The sequence below is a fragment of the Hoylesella marshii DSM 16973 = JCM 13450 genome (genome assembly GCF_000146675.1).
GTDB classification, from domain to species: Bacteria; Bacteroidota; Bacteroidia; order Bacteroidales; family Bacteroidaceae; genus Prevotella; species Prevotella marshii.
The window spans coordinates 1199887-1216942 of record NZ_GL397214.1; the positions used below are offsets into that span (position 1 = coordinate 1199887).

Annotated in this window: 14 protein-coding genes; 8 read left to right on the forward strand and 6 right to left on the reverse strand. The window is 50.0% G+C overall.

What is annotated here, in order from left to right; genetic code table 11:
• The first annotated feature begins 438 nt into the window (after positions 1-438).
• Positions 439-3315, forward strand: coding sequence for a thiol protease/hemagglutinin PrtT (locus HMPREF0658_RS10645; RefSeq protein ID WP_006949069.1), 2877 nt, complete (start codon positions 439-441; stop codon positions 3313-3315).
• Positions 3316-3411: 96 nt separating this feature from the next.
• On the opposite strand, the gene HMPREF0658_RS04945 is transcribed toward HMPREF0658_RS10645, so the two are convergent.
• Positions 3412-4608 (reverse strand): uracil-xanthine permease family protein, encoded by a 1197-nt coding sequence (locus HMPREF0658_RS04945; RefSeq protein ID WP_006949071.1) that lies wholly within the window; start codon positions 4606-4608, stop codon positions 3412-3414.
• Positions 4609-4729: 121 nt separating this feature from the next.
• Here HMPREF0658_RS04945 and HMPREF0658_RS04950 point away from each other — a divergent pair, with 121 nt between their 5' ends.
• Positions 4730-6289, forward strand: a complete 1560-nt coding sequence (locus HMPREF0658_RS04950) for an L-lactate permease (RefSeq protein ID WP_262502314.1) — start codon at positions 4730-4732, stop codon at positions 6287-6289.
• Positions 6290-6735: 446 nt separating this feature from the next.
• Here HMPREF0658_RS04950 and HMPREF0658_RS04955 read toward each other — a convergent pair whose 3' ends face one another.
• Both HMPREF0658_RS04955 and HMPREF0658_RS04960 read right to left on the reverse strand, forming a co-directional pair.
• Positions 6736-7221 (reverse strand): hypothetical protein, encoded by a 486-nt coding sequence (locus HMPREF0658_RS04955; protein WP_006949076.1) that lies wholly within the window; start codon positions 7219-7221, stop codon positions 6736-6738.
• Between the two features lie 23 nt (positions 7222-7244).
• Positions 7245-7853: a methylated-DNA--[protein]-cysteine S-methyltransferase gene (locus HMPREF0658_RS04960; RefSeq protein ID WP_006949077.1), complete on the reverse strand. Its 609-nt coding sequence runs from the start codon at positions 7851-7853 to the stop codon at positions 7245-7247.
• 209 nt (positions 7854-8062) lie between these two features.
• On the opposite strand from HMPREF0658_RS04960, the gene HMPREF0658_RS04965 reads away from it, so the two are divergent.
• Positions 8063-9421: an NAD(P)-dependent oxidoreductase gene (locus HMPREF0658_RS04965; RefSeq protein ID WP_024991085.1), complete on the forward strand. Its 1359-nt coding sequence runs from the start codon at positions 8063-8065 to the stop codon at positions 9419-9421.
• Positions 9422-9579: 158 nt separating this feature from the next.
• Here HMPREF0658_RS04965 and HMPREF0658_RS04970 read toward each other — a convergent pair whose 3' ends face one another.
• From HMPREF0658_RS04970 to HMPREF0658_RS04980, 3 genes are read right to left on the reverse strand one after another with little or no spacing between them, the layout of a single operon-like run.
• Positions 9580-10755 carry an MFS transporter gene (locus HMPREF0658_RS04970; protein ID WP_006949079.1) on the reverse strand — a complete coding sequence of 392 codons (1176 nt, stop codon included), beginning with the start codon at positions 10753-10755 and terminating at the stop codon, positions 9580-9582.
• Between the two features lie 45 nt (positions 10756-10800).
• Positions 10801-11622, reverse strand: coding sequence for a 3-methyl-2-oxobutanoate hydroxymethyltransferase (panB, locus tag HMPREF0658_RS04975; RefSeq protein WP_006949080.1), 822 nt, complete (start codon positions 11620-11622; stop codon positions 10801-10803).
• Positions 11619-12281, reverse strand: a complete 663-nt coding sequence (locus HMPREF0658_RS04980; RefSeq protein ID WP_006949081.1) for an HAD family hydrolase — start codon at positions 12279-12281, stop codon at positions 11619-11621. The genes panB and HMPREF0658_RS04980 overlap by 4 nt, the downstream gene beginning before the upstream one ends.
• A gap of 975 nt (positions 12282-13256) precedes the next feature.
• On the opposite strand from HMPREF0658_RS04980, the gene HMPREF0658_RS04985 reads away from it, so the two are divergent.
• The 5 genes from HMPREF0658_RS04985 (at position 13257) to HMPREF0658_RS05005 (ending at position 16931) form a co-directional block, all read left to right on the forward strand.
• A complete protein-coding gene (locus tag HMPREF0658_RS04985; protein WP_024991084.1) occupies positions 13257-14066 on the forward strand; it encodes an RsiV family protein in 810 nt (269 codons plus the stop codon).
• Positions 14067-14078: 12 nt separating this feature from the next.
• Complete coding sequence (gene rsmG / locus HMPREF0658_RS04990) at positions 14079-14705, forward strand: 16S rRNA (guanine(527)-N(7))-methyltransferase RsmG (protein ID WP_006949084.1); 627 nt, start codon at positions 14079-14081, stop codon at positions 14703-14705.
• A 12-nt stretch (positions 14706-14717) separates the two neighbouring features.
• On the forward strand, positions 14718-15362 hold the full coding sequence (locus tag HMPREF0658_RS04995; protein WP_006949085.1) for an MBL fold metallo-hydrolase: 645 nt from the start codon (positions 14718-14720) through the stop codon (positions 15360-15362).
• 2 nt (positions 15363-15364) lie between these two features.
• Positions 15365-15928, forward strand: coding sequence for a crossover junction endodeoxyribonuclease RuvC (gene ruvC / locus HMPREF0658_RS05000; RefSeq protein WP_006949086.1), 564 nt, complete (start codon positions 15365-15367; stop codon positions 15926-15928).
• Between the two features lie 253 nt (positions 15929-16181).
• Positions 16182-16931 carry an NERD domain-containing protein gene (locus tag HMPREF0658_RS05005; protein WP_006949088.1) on the forward strand — a complete coding sequence of 250 codons (750 nt, stop codon included), beginning with the start codon at positions 16182-16184 and terminating at the stop codon, positions 16929-16931.
• The last annotated feature ends 125 nt before the right edge of the window (positions 16932-17056 follow it).

Below are 17056 nucleotides of genomic sequence, written 5' to 3' on the forward strand. Positions count from 1 at the left end.
AAACACCGACTTGTCAATCCCAACTTTACAACCCAGAAAACCGACAATCATAAACACCAGAACAGCAAATACGAAAAAAGCACCACAAAAACAAAACAAAAAACAATCCATAAACAACACAACCAGGACAAAGACAGAAAATTATCAAGAAAAAGGGGCATGAAACTTTCCTCGCACTACACATCTTACACCTTTTTTTACTAACTTTGCACAAAGCAAATTCACGCTATTAGCCTATCGACCTATCATTTTCATCCATTCTACCTCATATTAAAAGATATTAAAATGGCGTATCGCATAAGAGAAAATATCGAGAAAAATTGTGAACTATCGGCGAAAATAGTATATTTGCAAGCTTTCATACACAATGAAGACTCTCTCTATGAAGAAACAAACAATACACATACAATAACCTAATATTAAAAAACAATCACAACAATGAAAAGGATTCTACCTCTTTTGCTGCTTTTGTTGCTGCTTATCAATCCGGCCTTTGCCCGCAAGGTGAAGCAGGCAGAAGCTCAACAGATAGCAGCAGCATTCTTACAAAGTACCCGGCAGGGAGACGTGAAAACGCGCTTCCAAGCTATGCCTCCAAAGTTCAAAGCGGCCACAACAACCTCTGATGAGTACGCCCCTTTCTATGTGTACAACGTAGAGGGAGATAAGGGCTTTGTCATCGTATCGGGCGACGATGCTGTAGCCAACATTTTCGGCTATGCGGACAAAGGCTCGTTCGATTTGGAGAATGCTCCCGCCAACGTGGTAGCTATGATGAAACTCTATGCCCACTTGGTCGATGTAGCAGGTGATGGAGCTAAAGTCAATGGCCGACAATCTGCTATGTCAAAGGGTACACCTGTTATTGCACCGCTTTTGGGCAGCATCGAATGGAATCAAAACGCTCCGTATAACAGCAAATGTCCCACCTATCAGAATAAGCAAGGTCAGACCGTAAACTATTATGTAGGATGCGTGGCAACAGCCATGGCGCAGATTATGAGATTCTATTCTTATCCTACCAAAGGTAAGGGGACTAAGAGCTATATATCGAATGTGGGCAAACTGGAGGCCGATTTCGGTAACACCACATATGCATGGGACAGAATGCCTGCCCGTATGTATCCGGATAATGCGAATACAGCACAGAACAATGCCGTCGGCACACTCTGCTTCCATCTGGGTGTTTCCGTAGACATGAGCTATGAGGAAGATGGTAGTGGCGCCTATTCCCAGATGGTAACAGGTGCTCTTATCAAATATTTCGACTACGACAAGGGTGCTGCTTTCAAGCAGCGCAACAACTTCTCATCCGCAGAATGGATGAAAATGATAAAAGACGAGCTGAATGCCCACCGGCCTATATACTACAGCGCTTCCAATGAAGACGGCGGCGGCGGACACGCTTTCGTATGCGATGGATACGACACTAACGACTATCTGCACATCAATTGGGGATGGGGCGGACAAAGCAACGGCTATTTCATGGTTAATGCCCTCAACCCCGACGAACTCGGTATCGGAGCTAACGGTGGAGGATACAATATCGGGCAAGAAATGGTTATCGGTATACAACCGCCCACCGGTACACAGAAAGAGAAAGAATGGCCTATCTACGGTGCATCATCTTTGGGCACCTATTCCTATGGAGGCTCATATACCATAACAACCTATTTTGCCAATCACGATTCGGAGCCTTTCCGCGGCACTGCAGCCGCCGTACTTGTGAAAGACGACAACGTAGTGAAAGTGTTGCAAACCAAATCCCTCAATATCAGCGGAGCTGACCCCACAACCAACTATGTGGTAGGTGGAGAATACGTCACAATGAGTTCCATATCGAAAAACGTAACCGAAGTACCCGACGGAGACTATCGTCTGTGCTTCGCATTTAAGGAAAACGGTGTATCCAACTGGACAATTCTTCGGTTCTCGAAGACTATGAACAGCTTTATGGATGCTAAGGTGGAAAGCGGCGTCATGACGGCGACCCTCCACAAACCCGTGCCCGATGCAGAATTGATGGAGAAGATTACAACTTTGGGAGATATGCATGCAAAAGGCTCCGGACATTTCGTTTTAAAACTGAAAAATAACAGTCCCGACTTCTATCTCCAGCGTATCGCACTTCGCTTCACGATGACGGATGGTTCCAATAGAAGCTTTGTTCTGAACGAACCCACGAAGGTAAAGCACTTGGTCTACGACAAAGCCGAGAAAACAGTTGAGCTGATTGCCGACCTTCCCTTGACAATGAAGCCGGGGAAATATGAAGTGACGGCCTTTGAAGAAAAGTATGCAAACCATCCGTTCAAAGATGCACCCGACGGAAAGACCATCCTCGAGGTGAAAGAAGAGGCAACACACCCCATCATCAGACAAGCGGCCCAATACTATTGGCTGAATTACAACACCTACACGCAAGACATCAAACAGGGCGACTACTTATATGGAGTGCAATCCGTGCGCAACTACGGAACGACAGGAAGAACAAAAGTGCTGACCAAACTCGTAAAGACCAACGACGAGAGCAAGAACTACAATATCTTCATCTTTGAGAAATACCTGGGTAGGCAGGAACTCGTAGAGAAAGCATTCGCCAAGAAACTGTGCGTAGACCCGGGCGAATATCGCATGGAAACATACTATCTCGTCGATAATAAATGGGAGAAAGCAGAAAGAGATGTCGAAGATTGCATCATAGACGTGCAGCCCAATCCCGACCTTGCACTATCCTGCGAATCTTTCGAGCTACCCGCCCAAATGGAGAAAGGAAAGACCGCATCGGGTAAGGTAACGGTGAAAGCTCTCAAAGACGTGCAACGCAGCTTCGTTATCTACCTGCAAAACGACCTCACCAACGAAGGAGAAGTCATTTTCTCAAAGGCTGTTCTCACACTGAGCGCCGGCGAAACCGCGACTTTCAACTTCAATTACACGCCTACAATCGACAACGGCGAATACCTCTTGTACATGAATACGAAAATCAATGCCAAAATGTCTGAGCCGGCAGGAAACTACGACAACTACTACAAAGTGGTGACCATAGGCAATACAACGGGTATTGAAACAACCGTAAACCATGCTGCCGATGTGGATATCACATTCTCTCCCGACGGCAGAACTCTGACCATCAAGACATCGAACGACAGCAACAACGTGAACGGTATCGAGATATTCAGCCTCGACGGACAACGCGTCATGACATCCAAGGCCATCGCGGAAACCATGTCTCTGCCCCTTGCCAACGGCACATACATTCTTCGCGTCACGACCAACAAGGGCGTTGCCACCCGTAAGTTCATGATTCGGTAACCGCCGCGAGGTCTCTGACCTCTACTCACAAAAAGGATGCACCTCTTTATCGGGATGCATCCTTTTTTCGTTCTCTTTGGCGAAGCGAAAGACAACTCATTTCTTATGGGGCAATACGAGATTCAATATCACGCCAATAACCGCCGAAAGTCCTATCCCGCTGATAGAAAAGCTGCCCCATGAGAGCACAGCACCGCCGATACCCATCGTCAAGGTAACGGAAATAATGATGACATTGCGCGTCTCACCCAACTTTACCTGATGGTGGACGAGGTTTTGCAATCCCACACTCGCTATCGTACCGAAGAGCAACAACATGATACCGCCCAGCACGGCTTGCGGGATAGATTGCAACAAAGCGCTCAACTTTCCGATAACAGAGAAAACGAGTGCCGTACCGGCGGCTATCCGAATCACAGCCGGAGACGTAATCTTCGTGATAGACATGGCGCCGGTCACTTCCGAATACGTCGTCACCGGAGGTCCGCCCAACAAGCAAGCGGCCAGACAGGCCAGCCCATCGCCGAAAAGCGTCCTGTGAAGTCCCGGCTTCTTCACAAAATCTTTGCCCGCCACAGCACCGACCACATAAATATCGCCGATATGTTCAATGACCGGCGCAATCGCCACAGGAATCATGTAAATGAAAGGTTCCCAGGCAAAATGAGGCCACGCGAAATGCGCCAACGATGCCGGCCAAGCAAACCAAGGAGCTGCCGCAACAGGTGCAAAGTCGATATTGCCCGTGCATAACGCCACCACATAGCCCGCCACAATGCCGCACACCACAGGCACCAACTTCAGCAATCCCCGCGCAAAGGTAAGCACCGCAATTGCCGTTGCCAACGAAACAAACGCCAATCCCCAGCCCGTCGAAGCCATCTTAACCGCACTGCCCGACAGCGAAAGACCGATAAGAATGATAACCGGACCGATGACTACCGGCGGAAACAACACGTCCAACAACTGACGACCGCGCCATCTCACCAATGCACTCATGCCGAAGTAAACCACCGATACACCCGACAGTCCCGCAATTGCACCCGACAACCCCCACTCATGGCTGGCCGCAAGAATGGGCGCGATAAACGCAAAGCTCGAACCCAAGAACACAGGAACCTGCCCGCGCGTCACAAGATGAAACAAAAACGTGCCCAAACCGGCTGTGAAAAGCGCCGTCGAAGGGTCCATACCCACCAACAGAGGAACCAACACCGTTGCGCCGAAGGCCACAAACAGAAACTGCACCCCGACAACCGTCTGTCGAAAAGGGCTCAATACCATATTCTTCATATCAAAAAAAAATTAATTCATTCACGCGAAGTTATACAATAAAACCCATAATCCGAATATTCCCGACCGAAAGTTTGCATAACGGGAAAATTTTCTTACCTTTACGCACATTATTCACCAAATTATAAACTTTATGACAGCAATCATTTCAATTATCCCCATCTTGCTCCTCTTTATTTTGATGCTCGGATTCAAGATGGCAGGCCACAAAAGCGCATTCCTTACGCTCATTGTCACCATTGCACTCGCAGCCATCGTGGCGCCCGCCATGCAATTTACACCCGAGGGCTTCAACACCATAGGCGTGGGATGGGCTTTTGTCGAAGGCACGTTAAAAGCCGTTTTCCCCATCTTAATCATCATCCTCATGGCTATCTTCAGCTACAATGTACTCGTTGAAAGCAAGGAAATAGAGGTCATCAAAGCTCAATTTACCTCCCTTTCCGACGACGACGGCATCACCGTACTCATGCTCGTATGGGGATTTGGCGGACTACTCGAAGGCATGGCCGGCTTCGGTACAGCCGTGGCCATACCGGCTGCCATCCTTATCTCGCTCGGCTATAAACCGATGTTCAGCGCACTTGTCGCACTCATTGCCAACACAGTCGCCACAGGATTTGGAGCCGTCGGCGTGCCCGTTATCACTCTCTGCAATGAAATAGCTGCTACCGGCTCGGCCGACCCCGCCCTCATCAGCGAGGTAGCTTCCAAATGTATTCTCCAACTCTCCCTCTTGTTCTTCATACTTCCCTTCATTATTCTCACCATCACTAACCACAGCAAGGGAGCTATCGTCAAGAATATTTTCCTCTCTCTCTGGGTGGGCGGCATTTCTGTCGTTGTACAATATTTCGTAGCTCACTTCCTCGGAGCAGAGACCCCGGCCATTATTGGGAGTATCGCGGCCATCATAGCTATTCTCATCTATGCGAAACTCTTTACGCGCAAGAAAGAGACTGCCGACAAGTCTTCGTTTACCATCTCACAGAGCCTTAGAGCATGGAGCGTCTACGGGTTTATCCTTGTCTTTATACTTTTATCCGGTCCCCTCTTCCCCGACATCAATGCTTTTCTCAAAACACATCTCGTCACAAAGATTGCCTTGCCTATCTATCCCGATGGAAAGTTCTTCTCATTCGCTTGGATAGGTAACGGAGGACTAATGCTCTTCCTCGGCACCATTGCCGGCGGGCTCACACAGCGCCTCTCTCTGCGCAGACTCTTTGTCATCTTAGCGAAAACTACCGTGAATCTCAAAAAGACCATGATTACCATCATCAGCCTCGTTGCCATGGCTTCCGTCATGAGTTATTCGGGTATGATTGTGGAAATAGCAAAAGGATTGGTTCTCATTACCGGAGATTATTATCCGTTAGTTGCTCCCCTCATCGGTGCCATCGGTACTTTTGTTACCGGAAGCGATACTTCTTCTAATATTCTCTTTGCCAAGCTGCAAGCGAACGTTGCACACCAGCTCGGCTACGCAGATCCGAATTGGTTAGTTGCTGCCAACACCACCGGAGCCACAGGCGGAAAGATGATATCTCCTCAAAGCATCGCTATTGCCACAGCTTCGTGCGATATGCAAGGTAAAGATGGCGAGATTCTTAAGTCTGCTATTCCTTACGCACTCCTCTATATCGTTGTCGGTGGGCTTATGGTCTATTTTGCTGCCTGATTTCATTTCTTATTTATATCCCGAGCGGGTTTGCCTCCTTCCGAAAGGCAAGCCCGCTCTTTATTTTTCCTTTTACCTATAAGAAATAGGTCTTGCAGCTACTATTATTATCATGAAGTTGTCTGCATGATTCATGGTGTGAGTCATTAGTAAGTTTAGATAGTTAAATATTGGATGATTTACAGCTAAAAGTTATTTTTAAGTCACAACCATAGGATGAATTACTACTAAAAGATGGTTTTAGCTAAAAATCACAGCATGATTTTTAAGTAAAAGTTATTTATAGGTATTAACCATAGAGTGGGCAACGCCTTAAAATTACTTATAGCTATCAACAATGGTATGGATTGGTAGTAAAAAATAAAAAGAGTAGCCGCCCTATCGCAGGGCAGCTACTCAAAACCAAAAAGTATAAATAAAAGTAAAAAGAAAGTGTAAGTAAAGCATCATAGCTTTTCTTTCTGACGCTTGTGTATGTACTTAATTTTAGCGCACTGTATATCGAAACGCGTTTGCAGCGAGTCGCGGCAGATGCGAGTTGTTGTCAGTAGGCGCAGTATGTGTGGCGAGGCCATTCCGACTGTGCGCAAACGGTTTACTTCCTGCTCTAAGCGTCTCACAGCTGCCTCCGTTTGCTGCAACGCCGAGTCTGTGGCGGCCAAGTCTGTCTGCGCAAGTATCAGTTCTGTGGTCTGATACAGTCGGAGTGCCTTTTTGCGGGTCTGTATGGCTAAGGGAAACTGTTTGCGTAAGCTGTCGATACCTGCTAATACTTGGTCGTATTGCTTGGCAGTATAGTGCGTTTCAATGGTTTGCATTAACGGGGCGGCCTGCTCATCGGGCGATTTGCGGCACGAGGAGTACAATAGGGTGAGAGCAAGAAAAAGAAGTATCGGGAGCTGTTTCATTTGAAAAGTGATGGTTGTCGTCATGATTGCATGGAGCTAAATGCAGTTTAGAGGAGTTGTCGGGATAATTGTGGGGTATCATTGAGTGTGCGCGATGGAGACGCATCCGTTGTCTGCGGGATGAAAAGTGATGACATGTCTACGCCTTCTCCTTGCAGGAGCCTCCATTTGCGTTGAAGGCCTCCCGCATAGCCTGTGAGGCTCCCGTTTGTGCCTACGACCCGATGGCAAGGGATGAGCAGAGAGATGGGATTGCGTCCGACTGCGCCGCCAATGGCTTGCGCCGAGCTATGAGGAACTTTGAGCAGACGAGCAACCTGCTGTGCGAGGGCTTTGTAGGTCACAACATGGCCGTAGGGTATGGTGGAAAGCAATCGCCATACGGTTTGAGTAAATGGCGAACCCGTGGGCATCAACCTCGGCATGAAATCAGGTTGCTTCCCAGAGAAATACAAGTCGAGCCATGCGTGAGCCTCCTCGAGAACAGGCAGCGCGCGCACCGCATGACGTTCGGGGAGCGTTCGCGCGAAATATTTCTGGCCATCGAACCATAATCCTGTGATAGCGTGGCCGTCGCTGGCAAGCGTCATGGCTCCGAGCGGCGAAAAATAAGTGGAGATGTAGGCTACGGGGGTGTTTGCTCTGTCGTGCTTCATTATTTTCGTTGCATTTGGGTGCAAAGATACGAAGAAGTTGTCAGCAATCGGTATCCGTGGGCGGGAAAAGGTGAGGGCGCGGCGGACGGAGGGGCGCGGTGGTAGTTAATGTTTGTTGAAACACAAAGGAAAGAGGCGGGGTGTCGCCGATAATCATTATTTTTGTACGCGAAAATCACGGGGACAATGTCCCAAAGAACAAGATTCACATGAGTGCAGAAAATCCTTTTTTTCACGTTGTACACGAACGTTTTACGACGGCCGAGGCCATCGAAGAGGCTAAACGATGTTTGCAATGTAAGAAGCCGACTTGCGTGACGGGCTGCCCTATCAGCAACGATATTCCGGACTTTATCCATCAGCTGTCGATGGGCAATATGGGTACGGCGATGAGCATTCTCAACCAGAAGAGCAATCTGCCGGCCATCTGCGGGCGGGTGTGCCCCCACGAGCGACAGTGTCAGGGGCATTGCATCCTCGAGAAGAAAGGGAATCCGATACAAATCGGGAAGTTGGAGTGCTTTGTGGCGGATTTCGATTCCGACATGCAGCTGACGCGCGAACGGCTGCCGCAGAAGACGCGGGGGAAGATTGCCGTTATCGGTTCGGGGCCTGCGGGACTGACGGTGGCGGGCGATTTGGCTCGTGCGGGGTTTAACGTGACTATCTTCGAGGCGCAACCCGAGGCCGGCGGGGTGCTGATGTTCGGCATTCCGGAGTATCGGTTGCCGAAGAGCATCGTGCGGAAAGAGATTGCGAAGATTGAGGCGTTGGGCGTGAACTTCCGGCTTAACACGGTTGTAGGCCCCGGCGGTCTGACGGTAGACCGTTTGTTTGCGGATGGTTTCGATGCCATTTTCATCGGCACAGGTACGGCTGTTCCGCAAGATATGAACGACACGCCCGGTGCGCATCTGCGGGGCGTGAGTCAGGGCACATACCTGCTGCATTGCGTGAGCAGCTATACGTCGGGGGCTATCGGGCGGCGGTTGGTGCCTGTGAAGAAAGGCGAGCGCGTGGCGGTTATCGGCGGCGGCAATGTGGCGATGGATACGGCGCGCACGGCGATACGTCTCGGCGGTGATGTGACGGTGGTGTATCGGCGGAGGCAGGAGGATATGCCGGCTATTGAGAGCGAGTATCGCGAGGCTGTGGACGAGGGGGTGAAGTTTATGTGGCAGTCGACAGCCATCGAGTTTGTGGGCGATGAGAAGAATCGGCTCACGGCGTTGCACCTCAACACGCCCAAGGGAGAAACGACGGTGGCTTTCGACCGCGTGTTTCTTGCTATCGGTTCAAAGCCCGCCGACCGCATCGTGTCTACGACGTCGGGTATCGAGGTGGATGAGAAAGGATATGTGAAAATCAACGAGCGCCCCTACGGCATGACCACGCGCAAAGGGGTGTTTGCTGGCGGAGACGTGGTGCACAGGCCGCAAACGGTGGTGCTGGCGATGAAAGCGGCGAAGGATGTGGCCGAGGGAATCGCACAATATGTGGATGCCATCAAACTGTTGGAAGATTGCGGCAAGGACGGGAATCCATCGTCGGCAGAGATTGCAAAATAAGGAGGATTGCCTTATATGAAGAAAACGGCATCGATATAATAATGAAGCTAAGCAAAGACGCGAGGCTTCAACAAAAACTGATAAGAGTGGCACGCATCACATGGATGTGCGCCACTTGTTTTTGTGTGTTATCGGCTAATCTGCAAGCATGCGAGCCATCATTCGCGGTTCTTATGTTGCATGTACCAGCGATGGGTGAAGCCCACATACATAAGCAGGGCGAAGGCGACGAGCAAAATAGCGACATACAAGAGCGTGGCGCGGTGGTGGGAAAGGAGGGCGATACCGAGAAAGATGCCCAGCGATACGCCCGACTCCCAGGTCAGAAAGAATGTGCTTTGGGAAGTGCCGCGTTGACAGTGTTTACTCAGCTTGATGAAAAACAAGAGAAACCGCGCACCTATCAGTGCTAATCCTAATCCCACGAACAAGGGTGCGATGACGTGTATCATCGGAAGCGGGCGGGTGAGAATCAGAAGCAGGGCTGTGCCGAAGAGCAACAATCCCGTTACCGTTTCGCTCTGCAGTTCGGCATTTGCGAAGACAATCTTGCGCACCACGATGGCCAGCAGGAAACCGGCCAACATCACACCATAGAACCATGCGTCGAACGAAAGCGTCATCAGCAGGCCGAGCGCCGTGGTAACGAGCATCAGATTGAGAAACAAGCACGCGCCGGAGGGCAGAAAGAAACGGTCGAGCGACACCACGCGCAGTGTTTCTTCAGGGGCTTTGAAGGGATAGCGGATGAGCGAGATAAAAAGCATGGACACCAACACGGCACACACCGACACACCGAACACGGCATGCAGACCGAAATGTGCCTCAATCAACAGGGCTGCCATCGGTCCTAAAGCCACTGCGAACCGGTTGAAGCGTGTGGAAGCGACGTTGGCCTCGGTGCGGTGACACGAGCTGCACGTGTCGATGATAAGGGTGCTCGACAATACCATCTGTGCCAGCCCGAACGTGGCGCCGGTGATGAAGCGGAGGACAACCACAAGACCGTAGCTGCCCGTCTGCTGCCCGTTGATGAGATAAATACCGGTCATGGAGGCCGCCATCACGATGAGCGCAACCATGCACACTTGATTGCGGCGATAACGTTGCACGAGATACGAACAGAACACTCCGAGAGCAAAGATGCCCACGCCGTAAGCACCCATACTGAGTGCCGTATGCAGGGAAGAGAAATGTCGGCCGGCATCGAGCCATTGCAGCAACACGGGTATCTGCATGTAGACGGAAGTCGTGAGCAGCAGGTTGGCTAAAGCCATCAACCAAAACTCCTTGTGCCAGAGTTTTACATGGGGGTGTGTATCCTGAATCATCATATCAAAACAAATAAGAATGGGTAAGGGTGCAGCGACGACGATGCATCAGTACGACTCGTCGGCCGTGGGAAATGCGCTTTGCTTCACGTCGGCGACGTATCGCGCCACAGCATCAGTAACCACGGTGTGGAGGTCGGCATAAGTGCGCAGAAATTTCGGACGAAAACCTTGCGTCATGCCGAGCATATCGGTAACCACGAGCACTTGACCGTCGGTTTCGCTTCCGGCACCGATGCCGATGGTAGCGCACGAAACGCGCTGTGTAACTGTAGCGGCCAACGTGGCGGGCACTTTCTCGAGCGTAATGCCGAAGCAACCCGCAGCGTCGAGTGCCTGTGCATCTGCCAACAACCGCCGCGCCTCTTCCTCGTCTTTTGCGCGCACGCCATAGCCGCCGAAGCGATGGATGCTCTGCGGCGTCAGTCCGAGATGCCCCATCACGGGGATGCCGGCGCGGATAATGCCTTCAATGACGGGAACAACAGCCTCGCCGCCCTCTATCTTCACTGCGTCCACACCCGTTTCCTTCATGATGCGGATGGCATTTCGCAGTCCGTCTTCCCAGCTCACCTGATAGCTGCCGAAAGGCATGTCGCAAATCACGAGTGCATGCCGTACGGCGCGTTTCACAGCCCGTGCATGGTAAATCATCTCGTCTACCGTCTGCGGCAACGTCGTAGCGTGGCCGGCCATCACATTGGCGGCGGAATCGCCCACGAGGATGCAGTCCACGCCCGCACTGTCTACGATACCCGCCATGGTATAGTCGTAAGACGTAAGCATCGAGATGCGTTCCCCGCGCTGTTTCATTTCAAAAAATGTGCGGGTGGTTATTTTCTTTCTCTCGTCTGATAAATATCCTGTCATGTCAATGTTCGGTTCATTATATCACATAAGGTGTTGTAATCGAGCTGCGCGAAGTCTTTCACCACGCAGTCCGAGAGTTGCGCGATGTCGGCCTCGCTGTTGGTCGTAGCGAGTCCCACGACATACATGCCTGCCGCGCGTCCTGCCCGCAGTCCGTTGAAGCTGTCTTCAAACACCACGCAGCCTGCCACCTCGGCTCCTATGCGTGCCGCCGCTTTGAGGTAGCAATCCGGATGGGGTTTGCTCTCGGCAAAGTCCTCGGCCGTGAGGATGGCATCAAACATCGGTCGCATGTCGGGACGACACCGGTACACGTTCTCCATCTTCGCGCGATTCGAGCTGGTCACCACCGCCGTACGCACACCATGCTCGCGCAGTGAGGCGACGAACGCGGGAAGACCACGGATGTAGTCGAAGCGCATCTGTCGTTCAAAGTCGTCGAGTCGTTGGGTTATCTCGGCCTGCACCGCCTCCATGCCCGCGAAATAGCGGTCAAACAGCTGCACAAGCGTCTGCCCCTTGATTTGCTCTTCCAACCCGGGCTGTTCCGGATAATAATGCCGGAACTCTCTGCCCCAAAACTCGGTGTACTGCGGCTCACTGTCGAAGACAACGCCATCGAGGTCGAACAACGCAGCTTGGATTCTCTTCCTACTCATCACTGTCGATATGGAATGTAATAACAGGTTGCAAAATTACGCATTTATTTCGGTTTATACACCAAAAGCAGATAAATAACGCAAGAGCCACTCTTATGTCCTCCCAATGCAAGTCGCAGAATCTTCAAAAACTCTGCATGCACCTCGGATATAAGGAAAAATTCCCGTAAATTTTTATCCGCTATGGCCGACGATAGGTAAATATTTAAAATAATATTGTCGGCTGTGGCCGATGGTGGTTAAATGATTAAAATAGTATTGTCGGCCGTGGCCGATGGTGGTTAAATGTTTAAAATAGTATTGTCGGCCGTGGCCGATGGTGGTTAAATGTTTAAAATAGTATCGTCGGCCGTGGCCGACGTGAATTAAAGTTAATAGAAACATCGTCGGCCGCGGCCGACGTAAATAAAACATAATAAAATTATCGTCGGCCGTGGCCGACGCAAATAAAAGTTAACGTGAACTATCGTCGGCCGCGGCCGACGCAGATAAAAAGTAATTTTACCTATCATTCTTTATAAAATCGGATGGAAAAATAAGCAATTACCTCTCTTTAGCTATAGATTTGGATAGAAAAATGAGTAATTACCTCTCTTCGGCTATAGATTTGGATAGAAAAATAGGAAATTACCTATTTTTGGCTATAGATTTTTATATGAAAATGAGTAAAAAACTGCCGAAAGCAGTGGCGGCGGAGAGGATTTTCCGGTAGAAACGAAGAGCGATGGTGGCGGAGAAGAGGAAAAGACGGGGGAAAGGGGTTTCGAGGCTCCCACAGAGCACGTAAAAGCAAAATCACCTCGGAAAAAGAAGCCTCATACATAGGATAAAAGCTCGTTGCCTGCCCGATGGTTGTCATGAGAGAACGTCATGGAGGTTAAAACTTTCGGACGGGTGCATAAAAAAGAGGGGGGAAGTCGCAGAGCATCATTTTATTTCGTACCTTTGCAGCCACAGCAAAAAACAACAAGGAAAATGAAGGAAAGAGGAATCGCTCTCATGGTCTGCGCTGCGGCAATCGCCTTTTTATCGGGCTGCGGCAGCAAAAGCAAGTCGACCCTAACAACGAACAACATGCGGTTTGATAGTTTAGTGGTAGATACCGTCGTTCCGCTGTCCGCCACGGCCTCTGCACCTCGGGCTACACTCCGGCTCAATATCCACTATGCAGTGGGCGAGAGAGCGGACGTCGTCAATCGCGCCCTTCTGCAAGCAGGCATCATCACGCTCTACAAACCCGTGGAGGCCGACACGGATATCCGGCAGATGGTGACCGCTTTTACGAAACAGTTTGTAGCCGACTACCAAGCTGATTACGGCAAAATCTATTGCGAGGAGGGGGGCGGCGAGTTGCTCAACGTGGAATATACCGTGGACACGAAAGTGGAGGAATTGCGCGAGGGTTGTATCGCTTATGTGGTGTCGGCCTATTACTTCGCGCTCGGGGCGCACGGTATCGATCAGACGCTCGTGAAAAACATCGACCTGAACACGGGACGCATCCTCGCGCTGCGCGACATCTTCACCCCGGGCTATGAGAAGAGTCTCAACGAACTTATCGTGAAGAAACTCGCCGAACGGTTCAAAGTGAAAGACCTCGCCGGACTGAAAGCGCTGTTTGTCTTTGCCGACGGCGACGTGTATGCGCCCGACAATTTCGTTTTGGGAAGCGACGATATCACCTTTATCTATGGCGAAGATGAGATTGCACCGCATGCCGAGGGCGAGATTCGCATCAGCATAGACTACGACGAGTTGAAACAGATTCTGAAAAAAGACTTTTAAATCTCCCGACACATGGCAATGGAAGTATTACTGCGCTATTTTCCCACACTCACGGACCGACAGCAGGAGCAGTTTGCCGCTCTCGGCAGTCTGTATCCCGAATGGAATGCGAAGATAAACGTCATCTCCCGCAAGGATATCGACAACCTCTACGAGCATCACATCCTTCACTCGTTGGCCATTGCCAAGGCTGTGATGTTTCGTGCAGGCACGTCTGTTCTCGACTTGGGCACAGGCGGTGGATTTCCGGGCATCCCCCTTGCCATTTTGTTTCCCGATAGCCGCTTTCGTCTCATCGACGGCACGGGAAAGAAGATTCGCGTGGCCGCAGAGATAGCTTCTGCCATCGGACTGACCAACGTGGAGGCGGTGCAACGGCGGGGAGAGGAGGAACGCGAACGGTTTGAGTTTGTGGTCAGTCGCGCTGTGATGCCGTTGCCCGACCTCGTGCGTCTTGTGCGCAAAAATATCTCTTCCACGCAGAAGAATGCACTGCCCAACGGACTGCTTTGCCTCAAAGGCGGCAACCTTGAGGGCGAGACGACTCCTTTCCGCCGTATAGTGCAGACCTATCAGCTCTCACAATGGTTTAGCGAGCCGTGGTTCCGCGAGAAACAACTGGTTTACATCCCCCTATAAAAACGAAACAAAATGCTGAATATACAACGCTTTGTATGCAATCCGCTGCAAGAAAACTGCTATGTGGTTGCCGACGAGACCCGCGAATGCGTAGTCATAGATTGCGGCGCTTTCTATCCCGAAGAGCGACAGGCCGTGGTGCAATATATCAACGACAGCGGTCTCAAACCCGTTCATCTGCTCTGCACCCACGCCCATATTGACCACAATTTCGGAAACAACACTCTCTACGAAACTTTCTGTTTGCAACCCGAAGTACACAAGGCCGACCTTCCGCTGATGGAAAAACTGCCCATGCAGGCAGAGGCGTTGTTGGGTATCCGGCTCGACTATGAGATGCCGCCTGTGGGACGCGCGTTGCAAGAGACCGATGTCGTCCGCTTCGGCACGCATGTCTTTTCCATTATCCACACTCCGGGTCACACCCCGGGCGGCGTGTTCTTCTATTGCAAGGAAGAAAAAGTCGCCTTTTCCGGCGACACGCTTTTCAAAGGTTCTATCGGACGTACCGATTTTGAGGGCGGCAGCATGTTTCAAATCATCAACTCTCTGCGCTATATCGCCCAATTACCCGACGACACGACCGTCCTCTCCGGCCACGGCGAACGTACTACCATCGGCGACGAATTGCGCACCAATCCCTACATGGACAGATAACGATGGAGAAAGCAGAGCGAGTGATATTGGGCATCGACCCGGGTACCAACGTGATGGGTTACGGCGTGATTGGCATCACGAACAACAAGGCACACATGATTTCAATGGGTGTCATCGACATGCGCAAGATGGCTGACCCTTACTTGCGGTTGGGCAAGATATTCGAACGTGTGACGGGTATCATCGAATCGTTTCTGCCTGACGAATTGGCCATTGAAGCTCCGTTTTTCGGAAAAAATGTGCAATCGATGCTCAAACTCGGGCGCGCACAGGGCGTGGCCATCGCGGCCGCCATACGTCGCGACATTCCCATTCACGAATATGCTCCGCTGAAAATCAAAGTGGCCATCACCGGACAAGGACAAGCCTCCAAACAACAGGTGGCCGACATGTTGCGCCGCCTGCTCAACCTGCATAAAGAGGAACTGCCGCGCTTCATGGATGCCACCGATGCCCTTGCCGCCGCCTACTGCCACTTTTTGCAGTCGGGCAGACCGTCGTCGGCCGCTTCATACAAGGGATGGAAAGATTTTGTGCAAAAGAATCCCAAGAAACTCTGCCGGTGATAGCCGCGTCACCCAGAGAAGCTGTCCTTTGCAAAGGCATCACCACACCAAATAAAGCGAGTGGTACGCATCGTAACGATGCGTACCACTCTGCATATAATAACGTGAGTTCGACGAATTCAGAACAAAGTAAGCTGTGTATCAATAGTCATATGTATCTATTCGCTAATACAATGATGAGGCTTTTATAGATAATTTGTAACTTTGCACACATATGTTCTATTTTGGAACATATTATTAAGTATCAAAACTTATGACAGAGTTGGTTGTTATTTCTTTTCTTGTTGTAGTCGCAGCATTATTGGTTTTCTTTCGTATTAACTATGCTAAAATACGAGGAAAATTTGGTGAAAAGCGTATTTCAAAACTTTTGATGTACCTGCCCGATGAGTATACTATCTTCAATGATGTATACATACATGAAAATAGTAAGAGTGTGCAGATTGATCATATTGTACTGTCTCCATACGGTATCTTCGTGATTGAAACAAAGAATTTTAAAGGCTGGATCTATGGAAGTGAGAATGCAACTCAGTGGGCACAAAATATCTATGGAACGAAGTTCATGTTCCATAATCCATTACTACAAAATTACAGTCATGTGAAAGCTTTGCAATCCTTATTTGGCTATCCTATTCAGTTCTTTATCCCGATTGTTGTTTTTGTTGGAAATGCGGAATTGAAGGGCAATTATCCCAATCATAATGTCGTATATAGAGCGCAATTGTTAAGTACGATAGAGCAATATAAAAATGTTGTTCTTAGAGACGATATGTTGCAGAATGCCATTGGTAGACTCTCATATTCAAGTTTTAAGACAAAGGAGACAGCGTCATTGCATGTTAAGCAAGTGAGAAGTGAGGTGCAAGAAAAGAAAGCCAAGATAAGCCAAGGCATTTGTCCCCGTTGCGGCAGCGAGTTGATTTATAAAAAGGGGAAGTATGGATCATTCTATGGATGTAGTAGCTATCCCAAATGCCGTTATACTCTGAAGAAAGTATAAAGCGTACGGTTTCTTGAGGTTTTATCCGTATTCTAAAGTATATAGCTTAGCTCTATAAGTATACAATTAAGGCAGTTACACCTCGGTGTTGGCATAGGTATAGACAGAGTAAGACTGATGGAGCG